This is a genomic window from Streptomyces sp. NPDC107550 (assembly GCF_055639095.1).
The window spans coordinates 50,515-67,509 of record NZ_JBVKBC010000023.1; the positions used below are offsets into that span (position 1 = coordinate 50,515).

Consider the following 16,995-nt stretch of genomic DNA (forward strand, 5'->3'; position numbering starts at 1 on the left):
CCGCGTTACTTGCCAGTAAAGACCGACCCTCGACGACGGACTGTAGCCGTGGGCGTGCGGGCCGTGGAGAGGCGCACGCTGGGAGCTTGCTCACAGCCCTCGTCCGGTTCTACCCGCCCATGCGCCCGCCGGACGCGTTCCGTTCGCAACCATCGCGGCACGGGAAGCATCAAAGGTGACAGAAGAGGAACGTCACGGCAGGCGGGGGACGCCATGCGGACAGCACACCCGGAGCACTCGGGGAACACGGAGACCGGCGGCACGGCCGGTACGGGGACCGGCACAGCGGCCGGTACGGCGGTCAGGGGCGCGGCCCGGCGGCGGGGGCGGGCGCGGCGGGCGGTGGTGCACGCGGTGGCCGCCGTCGGCGTGCTCGTGCTGGTCGCCGGGTGCAAGGCGGAGGTCGTCGGCGGCGGCGCGTCCGCCTCGCCGGGCGCCTCGACCCCGCCGGGCGCGGCCACGCCCGCCGCCCCGAAGACGCCGACGCCGTCGAAGCCACCGAAGGCGCCGGCCACGAAGCCGCCCGCGGCCACGCCCGCCGCGCCCACCACCCCGCCCGCGGACGCCAAGCCGGCGGCGCCGCCGAAGGTGCTCATGGCGTCCGGCGCCAAGGGCGGCAAGGTGCGCGAGCTCCAGGCCCGGCTGCGTCAGGTGGCCTGGCTCTCCGAGGGGCCCACGGGCACGTACGGCCCGGCCACGGCGCGGGCGGTCTCCGGGTTCCAGGGCAAGCGGGGCCTGCCGCGCACGGGCAGCACCGACACCGTCACCTGGCAGCGGCTCGTGGCGATGACGCACGCGCCGAGCCGCGACGAGTTGTACGCGGCGGGCGGGCAGCCCCCGGGCAAGCCGGACCCGCGCTGTCTGACGGGCCGCGCCCTGTGCGTCAGCAAGACGAGCCGCACGCTGTCCTGGTATGTGGACGGCAAGCGGCTGATGACGACGGACGTGCGGTTCGGGTCGCAGTACACGCCGACCCGTGAGGGCCTGTTCCACGTCACGTTCAAGTCCCGCGACCACGTCTCGACGCTCTACCACACGCCCATGCCGTACGCGATGTTCTTCAGCGGCGGCCAGGCCGTCCACTACTCGGCGGACTTCGCGGCCCGCGGCTACAGCGGCGCCTCGCACGGCTGTGTGAACGTACGGGACAAGGCGAAGATCGCGGCGCTGTTCGACCAGGTGCGGCCCGGCGACAAGGTCGTCGTCCACTGGTGAGCGCGGCGCCCGTCCCTGAGTGCGGCAAGGAGAGGGAGGGCGGGAGAGAAGGGGCGTGGGTGGGACCGGGGGAACGTGTCCCACCCACGCCAGTGGCACAGAGCCGTGGGTACGGGGGGAACCCCCGGCTCGTGCGCGGCCGATGACCAGTCGGCTCACTCTGTACTGCGCCGGACGCTCCAGAAACGTCACACCTGAGCCGAGATTTTCTTCAAGAAACTGAGCGCGACGGCGTTCGTGCAGGTCAGAGGGGTGCGCCCGGGTCAGGAGGCCGAGGGCACCGAGGACGCGGAAGCCAGCGCCGACGGGGACGGGGACGGCGACGCGGACCCGGCGGGCGGGCCGGAGGAGGGCGCGGGGGCCGGGACCTTGGTGAACGGGGGCATGAACCCCGCGTTCTGCTCGCCGACCCCGCCGGGGCCGCCGGAGCCGCCGCTCTGGGAGCCGCCCGAGCCGCCCGGCCCGCCGGAGTCCTCGTCCTCGTCGTCGCCGCCCGGCCCCTGGCCGCCCTGACCCTGGCCCTGGCCGCCCTGCCCCTGGCCGTCGCCCTTGCCCCGGTCCGCGCCGCCGCCCGCCCCGGGCGAGGCGAGCACGGACGCGCAGAACCGGTCGAGGTCCTCGGTCGTCCTGCCGGACTTGCGGGACTTCTCGAGCAGCCGCCGCGTGGCGTCCGCGTCGAGCCGCCCGCCCTGGTACTTGCGGCACGCCTCGCCGACCCGCCTGCGCAGCCCCTCGGAGCCGCGCGCGACGGCGCCGCCCCGCGTCTCGGGCGCCCGGGAGGCGCCCGGCTTCGGGGACGCGCTCGGGTCGGCGCCGGGGGTGGCGGAGGTCTCGGGGTCCGTGGCCTCGCCGGCCCTGGTCTCGCCGCCGTCCTCGGAGGCGCGCGCGGAGGGCGACACCAGCGGGCGGCCGGGGCTGGCGGCGGAGGAGACGGAGGCGGCGGGCGCGGGGTCCTCACGGCCGCCGAACGGCGAGGGCAGCACCCCGGTCCCGGCGGCGACGGCGACCCCGCCGACCATGCACGCGGCGACGGCGGCGGCCAGCCCGAACCGCACGGGCCGCCCCCAGCGGCGCTCACCGGCGCGGGCGGCGGGGCCGGCGCGGGTCGCGGCCGCGTCGGCGGCGGACAGGGCGCGGGCCTCGCGGAACGCCTTCAGGGCGTTCTCCTCGCCGGGCAGTTCACCGCCGGGGCCCGCGGGCAGGGCGGACAGCGCGTCGAGGGCCGCGGCGAGCCGCCCGGCCTGCTGCGCGGTGTCCTCGGCGACGGACTCCAGCGGCTCCCCGCGCAGCACACGCTCCGCCGCGTCGCGGTCCAGCCACCTGTAGTGCTCGTCGGCCATCACATGTCCTTCTGCGTCCGCGTACGCGATTGCGTCACACCGGCGGACGTCACCGTGCGGGTGTCCGGCGCTCTCGGCGGGGGCACCGCGCCGAGGGGGCCGGGGTTCTTCTGGTCGGCGCCGAGCAGTTCGGCCAGCCGTTTCAGACCGCGGTGCGCGGCCGTGCGGACGGCGCCGGGCCGCTTGCCGAGGGTCTGCGCCGCGCTCTTGGCGTCGAGCCCGACGACGACGCGCAGCACGACGGCCTCGGCCTGGTCCTGCGGGAGCTGCGCGATCAGCGCGAGGGTGTCGCCGGTGGCCAGGGACTCCATGGCCTCGTCGGCGGTGTCGAAGGGCGCGGGTTCGCCGGTGAGTTCGCTCTCGTCGCCGCCTATGGCGGGCCGGCGCCCCCGCATGCGTATGTGGTCGAGGGCGCGGTTGCGGGCGATACGGGCGGCCCAGCCGCGGAACCGGTCGGCGTCCCCCTCGAACCGGTCGAGGTCGCGCGCGATCTGGAGCCACGCCTCCGAGGCGACGTCCTCGGCGTCCGGATCGCCGACGAGCGTGCGCACGTATCCGAGCAGGCGTGGCTGCACGGCGCGGTACACAGTACGGAACGCGGTCTCGTCCCCGTCCTGTGCCGCAAGCACCGCGGCGGTCAGCTCCGCGTCGTCCCCCAGCACTCCCAGCCCCTGCTGTCCCGATCGGCGATGTGCGCGATGTGCGTCCCCGGCGCGAATCGCACGCTACGGCCTGAAACGCCCCCGCGTCCATGTTTGTACAACTCGCAACCAGAGCGGTACACAGCGGGGTGTGACAGAAAGCGCACGCATGGCGCTGTAGAGAGTACGGGCCGCTAGCGACCCGTACCGCGCGGCGGCCGGGGTCTCTCCTGTGGGGGGTGGCGACCTCGGCCGTCCCGTATTTCAGGGGGATTTCCGCCCGAGGCCCGCTCGGGCCGGGTACACGGGCGCGTCACTTCTCCCCGGGATCTCCCCGCTCCTCCCCTGCTTCCGCGCCGGTCGGACACGCCGCGCGCGGGTCACGCGCCGCGCGGCTTCCCCTTTCCTCGATCACCGGGACGCCCGTGACCCTGCCCCTGCCCCGCGCCGGGCCCCTTGTCGCGCCCCTTGCCAGCGCCCTTGCCGCGCCCATCGCCAGCGCCCTTGCCGACGCCCTTGCCGGGGCTGGTCGGCCGGGTCGCCGGGGCGCGGTTCTCAGCGCCGGTCGGAGGGCCGGTCGGGGCGCCGGTCGGAGTGGCGCAGCCCTCGGCGGCCCGCGCCGAACGGTTCAGGCCGTGCCCCTTCTCGTACGAGGAGCAGCGCGCCGCCCGCTCCCGCCCGTGCCCGGGGTGCTCGCCGGGGGCGCGGTCCCGGCCGCGCTCCTCGTCCCGCCGCTCCCCCGGCGCCGGACGGCCCAGGCCCGGGGAGCCCGGGGAGCCCGGGAAAGCGGGCGGTCCGGGAGCGGGCGGCGTGGACGCGGGCGCCGGGGGCGCGGTCGTCCGGGGCGGGGCCGGGTGCCCGGGCGGGTCGGCGGGGCCGGGGCCGGTGCCGATGCCCGCCACGGCGACGCCGCCCGCCGTCACGCCCGCGAGCAGCAGCCCCGCGAGCGCGGCCCGCAGCGAACGCCGGGGCCGCCGCGGACGCCAGTCGTCCCGGCGCCGGGGCCGCGCGGTGAGGGCCCCGGAGTCCCGGGCGGCACGGAACGCGGCCAGCGCGGCCCGCTCCCCCGGCCCGCCGTGCTCCACGGGGAGCAGGGCGCGGGCGAGCGAGTCAGCCGCGTCGGGCGCGGGCGCGGGCCCGTCCTGTCCTGAGGGGCGCTCAGTCATCCCGGCTCCCCTCGCGCGTACGTCCGTTCATCGCCCGCCCTCCGTCGCGGGGTCCTCGCCGCCGAGCCGCCGGGCCAGTTGCCGCAGGCCCCGGTGCGCGGCGGTGCGGACGGCGCCCGGGCGCTTGCCGAGGACGCGGGCGGCGGCGGGCCCGTCGAGACCGACGACGACCCGCAGCAGCACCGCCTCGCCCTGGTCCGGGGGGAGTTCGGCGATGAGGGCGAGGGCGCGTTCCGTGGACAGCGTCTCGAAGGCGAGGTCGGCGGTGTCGTGCCGCGCGGGCAGGTCGAGCAGGTCGTCGGCGGGCGCGGCGGTCCGTGGCCTGGCCTTCTGGCGGCGCATGAGGTCCAGGGCGCGGTGCCGGGCGATGGTCGCGGTCCAGCCACGGAAGCCCGCGCCGTCGCCCCGGAAACGCCCGAGGTCACGGGCGATCTCCAGCCACGCGTCGGCGGCGACGTCCTCGGCCTCGTCGCCGACAAGCCCGCGCAGATAGCCGAGCAGGCCGGGCTGGACGAGCCGGTAGGCCACGGCGAACGCCGTCTCGTCGCCCTCCTGGGCCCGCGCCACGGCGGCGCCGAGCTCCCCGTCGTACGCCTGTGGACGCCGGGGTTCCCCTCGCTGGCCCAAACGCTTCCCTCTTCGTACGTCTTCAGGGCGGACCGGGTCCGCCTCCGAGCCCCCGTACCGATCAGCGCCCCCGCCCGCGGAAACGTCACAGCACGCGCGGGTCAGACCTCGAAGGACAGGCCGCCGCCGCGCGGCGCGTCCACGGTCTCGTCCGGGTCCGGGCGCCGGACGCCGATCGGTTCGCCGTACGCGGAGAGCCGGACGGACATCCGCATCCCCTCGGAGACGCCGTCGAACCCGCGCAGATACGGGTCGCCCTCGGCATCGACGTACAGCGTGCCGCCCGCGTTCTTGCCGGTGGGATTCGGGGTGACGAGCGGTACCACGCGGCGGCCCGCCCGCCGTTCGACGGGCTCGGCCCGCACGCCCCGGCTCCCGAAGGTCAGGACGTCGGCGAACATCCCGCCGACTTCGCAGTGCTTGCCCAGGCGGGCCACGGCGCCGGTGCTCTCCGCCAGGCGGACGTACTTGCCGCGCGCCCGCGCCACGAACTCCCGGACGAGCGGCGCCCGTTCGGGACGCTGAGCGGCGGCGCCCCGCTCCAGGGCGGCGAGGGAGGCGTCGTCGTACTTCATGTACGCCTCGGGCCGCGCCGCACCCGCCCCGGTGCCGCCCGCGAGATAGCGGATCTCGACGTCGAGCCCGGAACCGGCGGCGACGGTCCCCTCGCAGTTGCCCTCACGGTCTCGCCGTACGTCGCTGCGGACGTGCACGGCGCCCTTGCTCACGGACGTGACCAGGCGCAACGAGGAGGCGTCGCGCAGCAGTTGGCCGGAGCGCCGGGCGAGCCGTCCCCCGCGTACCTCCTCGGGGGGGCCGGGCGTCGGGCTCGTCGTCCGCCGACGGGGCCGCGGACGCGGCGGGGCGCGCGGCGGCGGTGAGGACGGCGCCGTGGCCCACGGGTTGCAGCACCGCGCCCCCGGCGGCCAGCAGGACGACGCACGCGCCGGTGATCACTGTGCGGCGCATGCGCCTTTCCTTCGTCCGTCGCGGCTCGTCACAGCGGGACTGTGCACCATGCACACGCCTCCGCGCCACCGCGAAAAGCAGCCCGCCGGCCGCCCACCACACCCCCTTCTGTGACGCGCGCCACATCCGTACAACCTGTGACGGGTCCGGACTGTCTATCGCTGGATAGGGCAGGACCCGCGGCTTGCGCGGGGCACCGGTGGACTTCGAGGGGTGGGGCCTGTGAGCCCGCGACATTCACGTGGAAAGGCGCCGAACACGCGCGCCACACACGCGTACAGACCGCTGAGCCTGCGCCGCAGGGCGTGGATCACGGTCGGCGCGGTGGTGCTCGGCGGCGCCGGGGTGACGGCGTACGCGATGGCCGACCCGAGCGGCACCGGGCCCGGCCCGGTCACCTTCCGCTCCGCGTCGGCGCACGCGCTCGCCCTGCGCGCCGAGGGCGACCGCAAGGTGCTGCCGCAGCGGTCCACGCAGCGGTTCAGCGCGGTCTCCGTGACGTGGAAGAATGCCGCGGACAAGCTCGACGGCACCGCGCAGTTCCGCGCCCGCGACGCCAAGTCCGGGGCGTGGAGCGGCTGGACGGCGCTGCCCAAGGACACCGTCGACGCGGACGGCGCCGAGCGGGAGCGCGCCGCGCTGCGCGGCGGCACCGTCTCCGTGCCCACGAAGGCCGAGGCGGACGGCGTCGAGGTGCGGGTCGTGGACGCCGACGGCAAGGCGTCCGACCTGCCCTCCGGCATGGACGTCACGCTCATCGACCCCGGCACAGGACCGGTGAAGGGCGCCTCCGCGCTCGAACCGGCCGCGTACACCGAGGAGACGGCGAGCCCGTCCCCCGGCGACGGGCAGAGCGCGACGGCCACCGCCACCGCCTCCCCGCAGGAGACCCGGTCCGCGCTCGCCACGCCCGACGGCTCCGCGTCGTCCGGCTCGGCCTCCGCCTCGGCCGACGCGAGCACGCCGCCGCCGAGCCCGCCCGCGCCCCGGCCCTCCACGGTCGTCAAGCCGCACATCATCACGCAGAAGCAGTGGGGCGCCGGCACCAACTACGACGGCACGCCCAGCTACGACACCGAGATCAAGGCCGCCGTCGTCCACCACACCGGCGTCGACCTCGACAACCAGGTGCCGTGCTCGCAGAGCGCGAAGCGGCTGCGCGAGATCCAGCAGGAGCACATCGCCAAGCGCTACTACGACATCGGCTACAACTTCGTCGTCGACCGCTGCGGCCAGATCTTCGAGGGCCGCAGCGGCGGCATGGACCTGCCGGTGCACGGCGCGCACGACTACGGATTCAACACGGACACCGTCGGCATCTCCTACATCGGCAACTTCGAGTCGATGAAGCCGACCCGGGCCGCCCTCGACGCCATCTCCCGTGTCGTCGCCTGGAAGTTCGGCCAGTACGGCATCGCCCCGAACAGCAACGTGACGCTGACCTCCAACGGCGACCTCGACGTCGACGGCAACAAGGTCGCCAAGGGCAGCACGATCACCCTGCCCCGCGTCTTCGGCCACAAGGACACCAACGCCACGCTCTGCCCCGGCAAGAACCTGTACCCGAAGCTCGGCCAGGTCCGTACGGCGGCCTCGGCGCCCGGCGTCTCGCACGCGCTGCGCTCCGCGAGCCTCGTCGGTGACGCGACGCCCGACCTCGTCAGCGGGCTGCCCAAGGGCGCGAGCGGCGGCCAGGTCCTCATCCTGCCCGGCGCGAACGGCGGCCCGACCACGACGGGCAAGAAGCTCATCTCCCAGTCCACCGGCGACATACCGGGCGCGGGCGAGAGCGGCGACGAGTTCGGCGCGGCGACCGCGACGGGCGACGTCAACGGCGACGGCCACACCGACCTCGTCGTCGGCCAGCCCGGCGAGGACGACACCGCCGGCCACAAGGACCGGGGCGCCTACACCATCGTGTACGGGCCGGACTTCACCACCGGCACCGGCGTCAACATGGACGGCAGCTACGAGCTGACCGGCGCGCGCTTCGGCTCGGCCGTCGCGGTCGGCGACTTCGACGCGGACGGCAAGGCCGACGTGTTCGCCGCGTCCACCGGCACGGGCGGCACGTGGAGCGCCCGCTACGACGACGAGTGGGAGACCGACGCGGCCCTCACCACCAGCGAGAAGCCGCTGGCCTACGCGGACGCCGCCTCCGGCGACTTCAACCGGGACGGGTACGCGGACGTCGCCCTCACCTACCGCGACGGCACCGGGATCGGCCGCGTCGTCTGGTACAAGGGCGGGGCGAACGGGCTGCGCAAGGCGGCCACGCTCACCGTCAAGGGCGGCCGGTCCATCGCGGCGGGCGACCTCAACGGCGACGGCGTCGACGACATCGTCATCGGCCAGCCCTACACCGCGGAGTCCGGCGCGAAGACCGGCGGGCAGGTCACGGCGGTGTACGGCGTCGCCGGTACGGGACTGTCCGCCACCGGCGCGAAGACCATCCACCAGGACACCAGCGGAGTGCCCGGAGCGGCCGAGTCCGGGGACGCGATGGGGGCGTCCGTCGCGGTCGGGGACGTCAACCTCGACGGGTACGCGGACGTGCTCACGGGGCTGCCCGGCGAGGACATCACGCGGACGACGAACCGGTCCGACGCGGGGTCCACGCTGCTGCTCAAGGGGTCGTCCGGCGGGCTGACCGGGACGGGGGCGCTGTCCGTGTCGCAGGACACCGCCGGGGTGCCGGGCTCCACCGAGAAGGACGACGCGTTCGGCTCCGCCGTGGCGCTGGGTGACCTGTCCGGGTTCGGGCGGGCGGATGTCGTGATCGGGGCGGCGGGTGAGGACGCGGGCAACGGGCTCCTCACGTACGTCCCCAGCAACTCCAGCGGCCTCGGCCTCACGTCCTCGCGGACGATCACCAACACGTCCGCCGGCACGAAGACAGGCGCCCGCCTGGGAACTGACCTGGCCCCTTAGGGCGTTGCTCACTTTTCGGCCGACGGTGGCTGATCGCGCAGTTCCCCGCGCCCCTGAAGGGGCCCTGCCCCCTCGGCTTGTCGTTCACCTTTCGGCCGGTGGGGCGTCTCGCGCAGTTCCCCGCGCCCCTGAAGGGGCGACTACGTCGCCACCTCCCCCCGGGCCCCGATAGGGGCGCGGGGAACTGCGCAACCTCAACTGCAAGCAGCCTCCCGCCGGGAAACTCCCTAGGGGCGCGGGGAACTGCGCGACCAGCCACGACGAAAGTCGAGGACGGGAGCCCGCCGGAAGGGGCACTTCCTCAGGGGCGCGGGGAACTGCGCAAAACGTTCAGGGGAGCGGGCCTCGACCGGAGAAACACCGGGTAGGCACACTCACAGCTCCGGCAGGCCCAGGTGGCGTAGGACCCGGAAGAACAACTCCTCCGCGGACGGCTCCACAGGCCCCCCGAAATCCTCCCGAAGCCCCGCCTCCGCCCCGCGGAACCCCGCCTCCGCCCCCCACGCAAGCCCCCGCCCCACCCCCTCCTCCGGCCCGAGGAAATAGTCTTCGAGCGCCCGCTCGTCACCCCCGAGCGACTCCGCCATCACGTCCCGCCCCAGACACACCGCCCACGCCCCCGTCCCCACCCCGGCCGCCTCCACGACCGCGCACCGGCTGTCCATCACGTACGCGAACAGCGCGGGCGCCCCCGTCTCCGCCGCCAGCGCGTTCATGCTGCCCAGATCGACGGGCTCCTCCCCGGGCGCCCCGCCGGGGCACTCCCACACCTGCCAGCCCCCGGGCCGCTCCTCCAGCAGCGCGAGCCGTTCCCCGGCCCCGGCGAGCGCCTCCGCCTCCTTGAGCGGCCGCTCGCTCCTGGCCACCACGTAATAACCCCAGTACCCCATGCCCGCGCCCCCGTCCCCGTCCCCGTACCGGCACCACGCGTCCCGTCGCACCTGGCGCCGAATACACCACAGCGGTACGGGAGTTCGCCACAGGAACGCCGCAAGTGGGGCGCAGGGCGTACGTTCAGCCGTCGAGCCGCCCGGCGAGCGCGCTGAACCGGTCCCAGCTCAGCTCGGGCTTCCCCGCGTCCCACAGCTTCTGCGCGGTCGCCTTCAACGGCATCCGGATGCCGCGCGCCACCTGGTCCTGGGTCTGGGCCTGCGCGAGATCGCACCAGACGGCGAAGCTGCCGCCGAGGATCTGCCCGTCGTACTTCGCGGGCACGGGCCGGGTGCCGCGCACGACGCGCGGGGTCCACTCCTCGTAGATCCGCTTCCCGGTCGGGTAGACGAACGTGTTGGGCTGGCCGAGGACGTAGTAGAGGTACTCGTCGTTGTAGTTGGTCAGCTTCTGGCCGGCGCTCAGGTAGGAGAGGGGGTCGCGGGCGCCGATCTCCTTGCCGGTCCAGTACGCCACTTCGAGGTTCTTGTCGGGGGCGACGACCCCGCCGGTGAAGAACCCGTCGTTCCACGCCTTCAGCTTGCGGTCGTAGGGGGCCATGGTCCGCGCCCGGTCGTTGAGCCAGCCGGCGGCGAGGTCCTGGACGCGGGCGCGGGGGCCGTACTTGCGGCGGGCCTCGGCGGCGAGCTGCGGATAGGACGCCTGCGGGTCGCTGCGCACGAGCGCCTGGTACTCGTCGGCGCCCAGATGCCAGTACGCGCCCTTGAACAGTCCCGCGTACTCCTTGAGCAGATCGTCCACGATCTTCGCCGAGCCCGGCTTGGAGATGTCGAGGGCGCCGCGCGTGGGCGTGCCGTTCACGTCGCGCAACTGGAGGTCGGGGTGGGCGCGCAGGACCGCGCCGAGGTGGCCGGGCGAGTCGATCTCGGGCACGACGGTGACGTGCCGTTCGGCGGCGAGCGCGAGGATGTCGCGGACCTGCGCCTTGGTCAGATGCTCGGCGGAGACGACCTCGGGGTGCGAGTCGGAGGCGATACGGAAGGACTGGTCGTCGGAGAAGTGCAGGCCGAGCTGGTTGTACTTGAGGTCGCCGATCTCGCGGACGCGGTCCTTGATCCAGTCGGCGGTGAAGTGCTTGCGCGCGATGTCGAGGCTGAACCCGCGCTGCGGCTTGGCCGGCGCGTCCGTGACGACGCCCTCGGGCGCGGTGTCGCCGCCGTGCACCTCCTGCTTGAGCGTGCGGGTGCCGTAGAAGACGCCGGCGTCGCTCGGTCCGGTGATCCGCACGGTGCCGCCCTTGACGGTCATCCGGTACGACTCGGGGTCCGCGCCGCTGTCCTTGCCGAGCGCTAGTTCGACGTCGCCGGGGCCCGCCGCGGCGTCGCCCGCGTAGCGCAGGCCGAGTTCGCGGGCGGTGAGGCGGCCCTCGTCGGCGAGGGAGCCGTCGCGGACGACGACCCGGCCGCCGTCGGGCTTCCAGCCGGGTCCGCGCGCCGGGGTGAAGTCCCGTACGGCGGGGATCGTGCTCGGGGGCGTGGACAGCGGGTAGGAGCGGGTCGGCGAGGGGGTGGGGGACGCGGAGGCCGACGCGGGCCCGGCGGACGCCCGGCCCGCCTCACCGCTGTCGCCGCCGCCCGGCCACAGAGCCACCGCCGCCGTCACCGCTCCGACGGCGACGACCCCGGCCCCGACGACGAGGGCCTTCCGTTCACGCTCCACGCGCCTGCACCTCCGCTTCCTCGGGGGTGCGGGGCGCGCGTCCTCGCGCGCCCCGCGTCCGCCCTCGATCATCACGTCTCTTCGCGTCCGGCGCGCGCACCGACGGGCCGGCGTCCACCTCGTGCCCGCAAACTCTCCCGTCCGGGTGAAATTCGCGCATTCGTCGGACACCCGCAATCAGTCATCGCTACCGTTACGACACAAACACCCGCGCCCGACACGCGCTCCCGCCGCGCCCCGCGCGGCCGAGCGGTCCTCGCGTCGGCCGCGACCCGCTGCGGGCACCGGCCGGCGCCGGACGGATGGTGCCGGACAAGTGGTGGCGGACGGGCGGTGCCGGACGGGCGGTGGACCGGGCGGCGGCGACACGCCGGTACGTCCACGCGTTCCCCGCGCGGCTCCCGCGACCGTCCCCGCACCTCGCCCGTACCCCGTCCGCAGCATCCGTACCGCCCGCATCACCCGTACCGTCCGTTCCTCCGCTCCCGCACCGCCGTTCCCGTCCCGTCCGACACGCCCGACCGTCACGTCACCGCCGTCCCGCCCGCCGCACCCCTCGCACCTTCTTTCCCGTCCGCCGACGGGCCGTCCTGTCCCGTCCCACCGCCGGAGGCACCCGCTGTCCGCGCCCCGCCCCCCTCAGCGTCCCGGGCGCCTGCCCATACCCGCGCAGGCCACACCCCGCGGGGCCCTCACCGTCTTCAACGCGCTGGAGCGGGAGGCCGCCGAGTCGGCGCTGCTGACCTGCTGCGGCAGCCGCGCCTGGGCCGGGCGGATCGCCGCGCACCGCCCCTACCCGGACCTGGAGGCGCTGCTCGCGGCGGCCGACGAGGCGTCCTACGACCTCCCGCCCGCCGCCGTCACCGAGGCGCTGACCTGCGAGGAGCTGCCGTCACCGCCCGGCGCCGCCGCCTACTTCGCGGCGCACACGGCGCTGGCCGCGGCGCACTCCGCGTACACGAGCAGGTTCGGACACGCGTGCGTCATCTGTCTGGACGAGGTGGCCCCGGCGGAGGCGCTCGACCACGTCCTCGCCGCGCTGCTGCGCAGGCTCGACGCCGACCCGGACAAGGAGCGGGAGCTCGCCGCCGACGAGCTGCGCAGGCTCGCCCGGGGCCGCCTCGCCCGGCTGATCCGCGGCGGGCGCCTGGAAAGTGCCGTCAATAGCCCGTACGTGCCTGTTTGATTGCCGGTTTGATCACACCGGTGCCCCCGGCGCAAGGACACCGACACCACGTCGATACGATGACGAGCGGCCGGTGGACCGTACCCGGCCGGGCCCGACCGACAGAGAAGCCGGCGCGGCCCTCAGTCCCCGCACCCGGAGGGTTCTTCCGTGCCGGCTGGAACGCTGTACCGCGGCCGGGAAGGCATGTGGTCGTGGGTGGCTCACCGAGTCACCGGTGTCCTCATTTTCTTCTTCCTGTTCGTACATGTCCTGGACACCGCTCTCGTCCGCGTCTCCCCCGAGGCGTACGACGATGTCGTAGGTACCTACAAGACGCCGATCGTCGCACTCCTGGAGTACGGCCTCGTCGCCGCCATCCTCTTCCACGCGCTCAACGGGCTGCGTGTCATCGCCGTCGACTTCTGGTCGAAGGGCCCGCGCTACCAGAAGCAGATGCTCTGGACCGTCGTGGGCATCTGGGTCGTCCTGATGGTCGGGGCGCTGTACCCCGTCCTCGGTCACGCCGTCCGTGAACTCTTCGGGAGCTGAGGCCGAACATGTCCGCTGACACCACCCCCGCCCAGACCCCCGGCGTCGGCCCCGTGGAGGGCGTCTCCCTCTACGACGTCGACAACCCGGCCCCCTACATCGAGGCGCCGCGCAAGCGGACCTCGAAGACCGGCAAGGGCAGCCGCGGCAACTTCGAGATGGCCGCCTGGCTGTTCATGCGCCTGTCGGGCATCGTCCTGGTCGTCCTGGTCCTCGGTCACCTGCTGATCCAGCTCGTGCTCGACGGCGGCGTCTCCAAGATCGGCTTCGCGTTCGTCGCGGGCCGCTGGGCGTCCCCGTTCTGGCAGGGCTGGGACCTGCTGATGCTGTGGCTCGCGATGCTGCACGGCGCCAACGGCCTGCGTACCGTCATCAACGACTACGCCGAGCGCCCCCAGACCCGCCTGTGGCTGAAGGGCCTGCTGTACGCCGCGACGGTCTTCACCGTCCTGCTGGGCACGCTGGTGATCTTCACCTTCGACCCGAACATCCGTTAAAGCCGAGGCGAGCACTGTGTCCACCCGGGGGGCGACCCCCGGACCCCCGGCCGGCAAGGGCGGAGAGGCGACACAGCATGCAGGGTCCGCAAGGAGAACCCGAGTGAAGATTCACAAGTACGACACCGTCATCGTCGGCGCCGGCGGCGCCGGCATGCGCGCCGCCATCGAGGCGACGAAGCGCAGCCGCACCGCCGTGCTGACCAAGCTGTACCCCACCCGCTCCCACACGGGCGCCGCGCAGGGCGGCATGGCCGCCGCGCTCGCCAACGTGGAGGAGGACAACTGGGAGTGGCACACCTTCGACACGATCAAGGGCGGCGACTACCTGGTCGACCAGGACGCCGCCGAGATCCTGGCGAAGGAGGCCATCGACTCCGTCCTCGACCTGGAGAAGATGGGCCTGCCGTTCAACCGCACCCCGGACGGCACGATCGACCAGCGCCGCTTCGGCGGTCACAGCCGCAACCACGGTGAGGCGCCCGTGCGCCGCTCCTGCTACGCGGCCGACCGCACCGGCCACATGATCCTCCAGACGCTGTACCAGAACTGCGTCAAGGAGGGCGTGGAGTTCTTCAACGAGTTCTACGTCCTCGACCAGCTCATCGTCGAGGTCGACGGCGTCAAGAAGTCCGCCGGCGTCGTCGCCTACGAGCTGGCCACCGGCGAGATCCACGTCTTCCAGGCGAAGTCGGTCATCTACGCGTCCGGCGGCACCGGCAAGTTCTTCAAGGTGACGTCCAACGCGCACACCCTGACCGGTGACGGCCAGGCCGCCTGCTACCGCCGGGGCATCCCGCTGGAGGACATGGAGTTCTTCCAGTTCCACCCGACCGGCATCTGGCGCATGGGCATCCTGCTGACGGAGGGCGCCCGCGGTGAGGGCGGCATCCTGCGCAACAAGGACGGCGAGCGCTTCATGGAGAAGTACGCGCCGGTCATGAAGGACCTCGCGTCCCGTGACGTCGTCTCGCGCTCCATCTACACGGAGATCCGCGAGGGCCGCGGCTGCGGTCCCGAGGGCGACCACGTCTACCTCGACCTCACGCACCTGCCGCCGGAGCAGCTCGACGCGAAGCTCCCGGACATCACCGAGTTCGCGCGCACCTACCTCGGCATCGAGCCGTACACGGACCCGATCCCGATCCAGCCGACCGCGCACTACGCCATGGGCGGCATCCCGACCAACGTCGAGGGTGAGGTCCTCGCGGACAACACCACCGTCGTCCCGGGCCTGTACGCCGCCGGTGAGGTCGCCTGTGTCTCCGTGCACGGCGCCAACCGCCTCGGCACCAACTCGCTGCTCGACATCAACGTGTTCGGGCGCCGCGCGGGCATCGCCGCCGCCGAGTACTCCCACAAGGCCGACTTCGTCGAGCTGCCCGAGGACCCGGCCTCGCTCGTCGAGGCGCAGGTCGAGCGGCTGCGCAACTCCACGGGCACCGAGCGCGTCTCGGTCATCCGCAACGAGCTGCAGGAGTGCATGGACGCCAACGTGATGGTGTTCCGCACCGAGCAGACGATCAAGACGGCCGTCGAGAAGATCGCCGAGCTGCGCGAGCGCTACAAGAACGTGGCGATCCAGGACAAGGGCAAGCGGTTCAACACCGACCTCCTGGAGGCCATCGAGCTGGGCAACCTGCTCGACCTGGCCGAGGTCATGGCGACCAGTGCCCTCGCCCGCAAGGAGTCGCGCGGCGGTCACTACCGCGAGGACTTCCCGACCCGCGACGACGTCAACTTCATGCGCCACACCATGGCGTACCGCGAGGTCGCCGACGACGGCACCGAGTCCATCCGTCTCGACTACAAGCCGGTCGTCCAGACCCGCTACCAGCCGATGGAGCGTAAGTACTGATGGCTACTCCGACCATGGAGAAGACGGCGGCGCCCGAGCCCGGCTTCGCCGACTCCCCGTACATCACGATCACCCTGCGCGTGCGCCGGTTCAACCCGGAGGTCTCGGCGGAGTCGACGTGGCAGGACTTCCAGCTGGAGATGGACCCCAAGGAGCGGGTCCTCGACGCCCTGCACAAGATCAAGTGGGAGCAGGACGGTTCGCTGACCTTCCGCCGCTCCTGCGCGCACGGCATCTGCGGCTCCGACGCGATGCGGATCAACGGCAAGAACCGGCTCGCCTGCAAGACGCTCCTGAAGGACATCAACCCCGAGAAGCCGATCACGGTCGAGGCCATCAAGGGCCTGACCGTGCTCAAGGACCTCGTGGTCGACATGGAGCCGTTCTTCCAGGCGTACCGCGACGTCATGCCGTTCCTCGTCACGACGGGCAACGAGCCGACGCGTGAGCGTCTGCAGTCCGCCGAGGACCGCGAGCGCTTCGACGACACCACCAAGTGCATCCTGTGCGCCGCGTGCACGTCCTCGTGCCCGGTGTTCTGGAACGACGGCCAGTACTTCGGTCCGGCCGCGATCGTCAACGCCCACCGGTTCATCTTCGACTCGCGCGACGAGGCCGGCGAGCAGCGCCTGGAGATCCTCAACGACCGTGACGGCGTGTGGCGTTGCCGCACCACGTTCAACTGCACGGACGCCTGCCCGCGTGGCATCGAGGTCACCAAGGCGATCCAGGAGGTCAAGCGCGCGCTGATCACGCGCCGCTACTGACCTTCCGCCGCGGCGCACCGCCGAAGGCCCCGCTCCCCGCCCGGGAGCGGGGCCTTCGCGTATGCGGGCGCACGCGCTACCCGTACGGCCCAGCCGCGCGGGCGCCCGCCGGGCCCGCCCGCTCGCTAGCCTGACGGGATGTCAACTGACGCTGGACCTGGACCGGGGATTCTCGGGTTCGACAACGTGCTCCTCCCCGTGGGCGAGCTGGGCGAGGCCGTGGGCTTCTACGAGCGCTGCGGGTTCACCGTGACGCTGCGGCTCGACGAGGCCGGGATCGCGCTGCTCGGGGTGGGCGCGGAGACGCCGGGGCTGCTGCTGCGCCTGGAGGAGGGGTTCGGGCACCGGCCGCCGCCGTGGCCCGCGCCCCGGCTGTGGCTGGAGGTGCCGGACGCCCGCGCGATGGCCCGGCGGCTCGCGGAGGCGGGCGTCGAGCCGCTCGATCCGCCGTTCTCCACGTCCACCGGGTACGTCGTCGAGGTCGCCGACCCCTGGGGGAACGTGCTGGGGTTCACCGACTACCTCAAGCGCCCCGAACTCGCCCGCGGCTGACCGCGCGGGCGGCGGCTGTGCGCGGGCTGTGGGACCGCTGTGGGGCGGGCCCGCGGACCCGGACCCCGATGTCTTTACCGGCCCTTTGGCCTGTACGTTCACCAG

Annotated in this window: 15 protein-coding genes; 8 read left to right on the forward strand and 7 right to left on the reverse strand. The window is 73.6% G+C overall.

Going from position 1 to position 16,995, the window contains the following annotated elements; translation table 11 throughout:
• The first annotated feature begins 213 nt into the window (after positions 1-213).
• Positions 214-1,215 (forward strand): L,D-transpeptidase family protein, encoded by a 1,002-nt coding sequence (locus ACZ7LY_RS25500; protein ID WP_471627023.1) that lies wholly within the window; start codon positions 214-216, stop codon positions 1,213-1,215.
• A 263-nt stretch (positions 1,216-1,478) separates the two neighbouring features.
• Here ACZ7LY_RS25500 and ACZ7LY_RS25505 read toward each other — a convergent pair whose 3' ends face one another.
• The 5 genes from ACZ7LY_RS25505 to ACZ7LY_RS25525 all read right to left on the reverse strand — a co-directional run bounded on the left by ACZ7LY_RS25505 (position 1,479) and on the right by ACZ7LY_RS25525 (position 5,717).
• Positions 1,479-2,555, reverse strand: coding sequence for a hypothetical protein (locus ACZ7LY_RS25505; protein WP_471627024.1), 1,077 nt, complete (start codon positions 2,553-2,555; stop codon positions 1,479-1,481).
• Entirely contained in the window at positions 2,555-3,217 is a 663-nt protein-coding gene (locus tag ACZ7LY_RS25510) for an RNA polymerase sigma factor (RefSeq protein WP_471627025.1), read from the reverse strand. The genes ACZ7LY_RS25505 and ACZ7LY_RS25510 overlap by 1 nt, the downstream gene beginning before the upstream one ends.
• A gap of 359 nt (positions 3,218-3,576) precedes the next feature.
• Complete coding sequence (locus tag ACZ7LY_RS25515) at positions 3,577-4,362, reverse strand: hypothetical protein (RefSeq protein WP_471627026.1); 786 nt, start codon at positions 4,360-4,362, stop codon at positions 3,577-3,579.
• 27 nt (positions 4,363-4,389) lie between these two features.
• Positions 4,390-4,989 (reverse strand): RNA polymerase sigma factor, encoded by a 600-nt coding sequence (locus tag ACZ7LY_RS25520; RefSeq protein ID WP_471627027.1) that lies wholly within the window; start codon positions 4,987-4,989, stop codon positions 4,390-4,392.
• 101 nt (positions 4,990-5,090) lie between these two features.
• Positions 5,091-5,717, reverse strand: a complete 627-nt coding sequence (locus ACZ7LY_RS25525; RefSeq protein WP_471627028.1) for a hypothetical protein — start codon at positions 5,715-5,717, stop codon at positions 5,091-5,093.
• 565 nt (positions 5,718-6,282) lie between these two features.
• Between ACZ7LY_RS25525 and ACZ7LY_RS25530 the strand changes: the two genes are divergently transcribed.
• Entirely contained in the window at positions 6,283-8,889 is a 2,607-nt protein-coding gene (locus tag ACZ7LY_RS25530) for an N-acetylmuramoyl-L-alanine amidase (protein ID WP_471627029.1), read from the forward strand.
• 374 nt (positions 8,890-9,263) lie between these two features.
• Here ACZ7LY_RS25530 and ACZ7LY_RS25535 read toward each other — a convergent pair whose 3' ends face one another.
• Entirely contained in the window at positions 9,264-9,779 is a 516-nt protein-coding gene (locus ACZ7LY_RS25535; protein ID WP_471627075.1) for a hypothetical protein, read from the reverse strand.
• A gap of 124 nt (positions 9,780-9,903) precedes the next feature.
• Positions 9,904-11,571 (reverse strand): family 20 glycosylhydrolase, encoded by a 1,668-nt coding sequence (locus ACZ7LY_RS25540; RefSeq protein WP_471627030.1) that lies wholly within the window; start codon positions 11,569-11,571, stop codon positions 9,904-9,906.
• Between the two features lie 247 nt (positions 11,572-11,818).
• Here ACZ7LY_RS25540 and ACZ7LY_RS25545 point away from each other — a divergent pair, with 247 nt between their 5' ends.
• The 6 genes from ACZ7LY_RS25545 (at position 11,819) to ACZ7LY_RS25570 (ending at position 16,890) form a co-directional block, all read left to right on the forward strand.
• Positions 11,819-12,685, forward strand: a complete 867-nt coding sequence (locus tag ACZ7LY_RS25545) for a 2-oxo-4-hydroxy-4-carboxy-5-ureidoimidazoline decarboxylase (protein WP_471627031.1) — start codon at positions 11,819-11,821, stop codon at positions 12,683-12,685.
• 150 nt (positions 12,686-12,835) lie between these two features.
• Entirely contained in the window at positions 12,836-13,216 is a 381-nt protein-coding gene (sdhC, locus tag ACZ7LY_RS25550; protein WP_471627032.1) for a succinate dehydrogenase, cytochrome b556 subunit, read from the forward strand.
• An 8-nt stretch (positions 13,217-13,224) separates the two neighbouring features.
• On the forward strand, positions 13,225-13,713 hold the full coding sequence (locus ACZ7LY_RS25555; protein WP_471627033.1) for a succinate dehydrogenase hydrophobic membrane anchor subunit: 489 nt from the start codon (positions 13,225-13,227) through the stop codon (positions 13,711-13,713).
• 103 nt (positions 13,714-13,816) lie between these two features.
• Positions 13,817-15,571, forward strand: a complete 1,755-nt coding sequence (gene sdhA / locus ACZ7LY_RS25560) for a succinate dehydrogenase flavoprotein subunit (RefSeq protein ID WP_471627034.1) — start codon at positions 13,817-13,819, stop codon at positions 15,569-15,571.
• On the forward strand, positions 15,571-16,338 hold the full coding sequence (locus ACZ7LY_RS25565) for a succinate dehydrogenase iron-sulfur subunit (protein ID WP_471627035.1): 768 nt from the start codon (positions 15,571-15,573) through the stop codon (positions 16,336-16,338). The genes sdhA and ACZ7LY_RS25565 overlap by 1 nt, the downstream gene beginning before the upstream one ends.
• 138 nt (positions 16,339-16,476) lie before the next feature.
• On the forward strand, positions 16,477-16,890 hold the full coding sequence (locus tag ACZ7LY_RS25570) for a VOC family protein (protein ID WP_471627036.1): 414 nt from the start codon (positions 16,477-16,479) through the stop codon (positions 16,888-16,890).
• Positions 16,891-16,995 lie beyond the last annotated feature (105 nt).

Coding starts and splice junctions, on each gene's coding strand:
- ACZ7LY_RS25500 (WP_471627023.1), top strand. CDS start 214: ATGCGGACAGCACACCCGGAGCACTCGGGGAACACGGAGACCGGCGGC.
- ACZ7LY_RS25505 (WP_471627024.1), bottom strand. CDS start 2,555: ATGGCCGACGAGCACTACAGGTGGCTGGACCGCGACGCGGCGGAGCGT.
- ACZ7LY_RS25515 (WP_471627026.1), bottom strand. CDS start 4,362: ATGACTGAGCGCCCCTCAGGACAGGACGGGCCCGCGCCCGCGCCCGAC.
- ACZ7LY_RS25535 (WP_471627075.1), bottom strand. CDS start 9,779: ATGGGGTACTGGGGTTATTACGTGGTGGCCAGGAGCGAGCGGCCGCTC.
- ACZ7LY_RS25540 (WP_471627030.1), bottom strand. CDS start 11,571: ATGATCGAGGGCGGACGCGGGGCGCGCGAGGACGCGCGCCCCGCACCC.
- ACZ7LY_RS25555 (WP_471627033.1), top strand. CDS start 13,225: ATGTCCGCTGACACCACCCCCGCCCAGACCCCCGGCGTCGGCCCCGTG.
- ACZ7LY_RS25565 (WP_471627035.1), top strand. CDS start 15,571: ATGGCTACTCCGACCATGGAGAAGACGGCGGCGCCCGAGCCCGGCTTC.
- ACZ7LY_RS25570 (WP_471627036.1), top strand. CDS start 16,477: ATGTCAACTGACGCTGGACCTGGACCGGGGATTCTCGGGTTCGACAAC.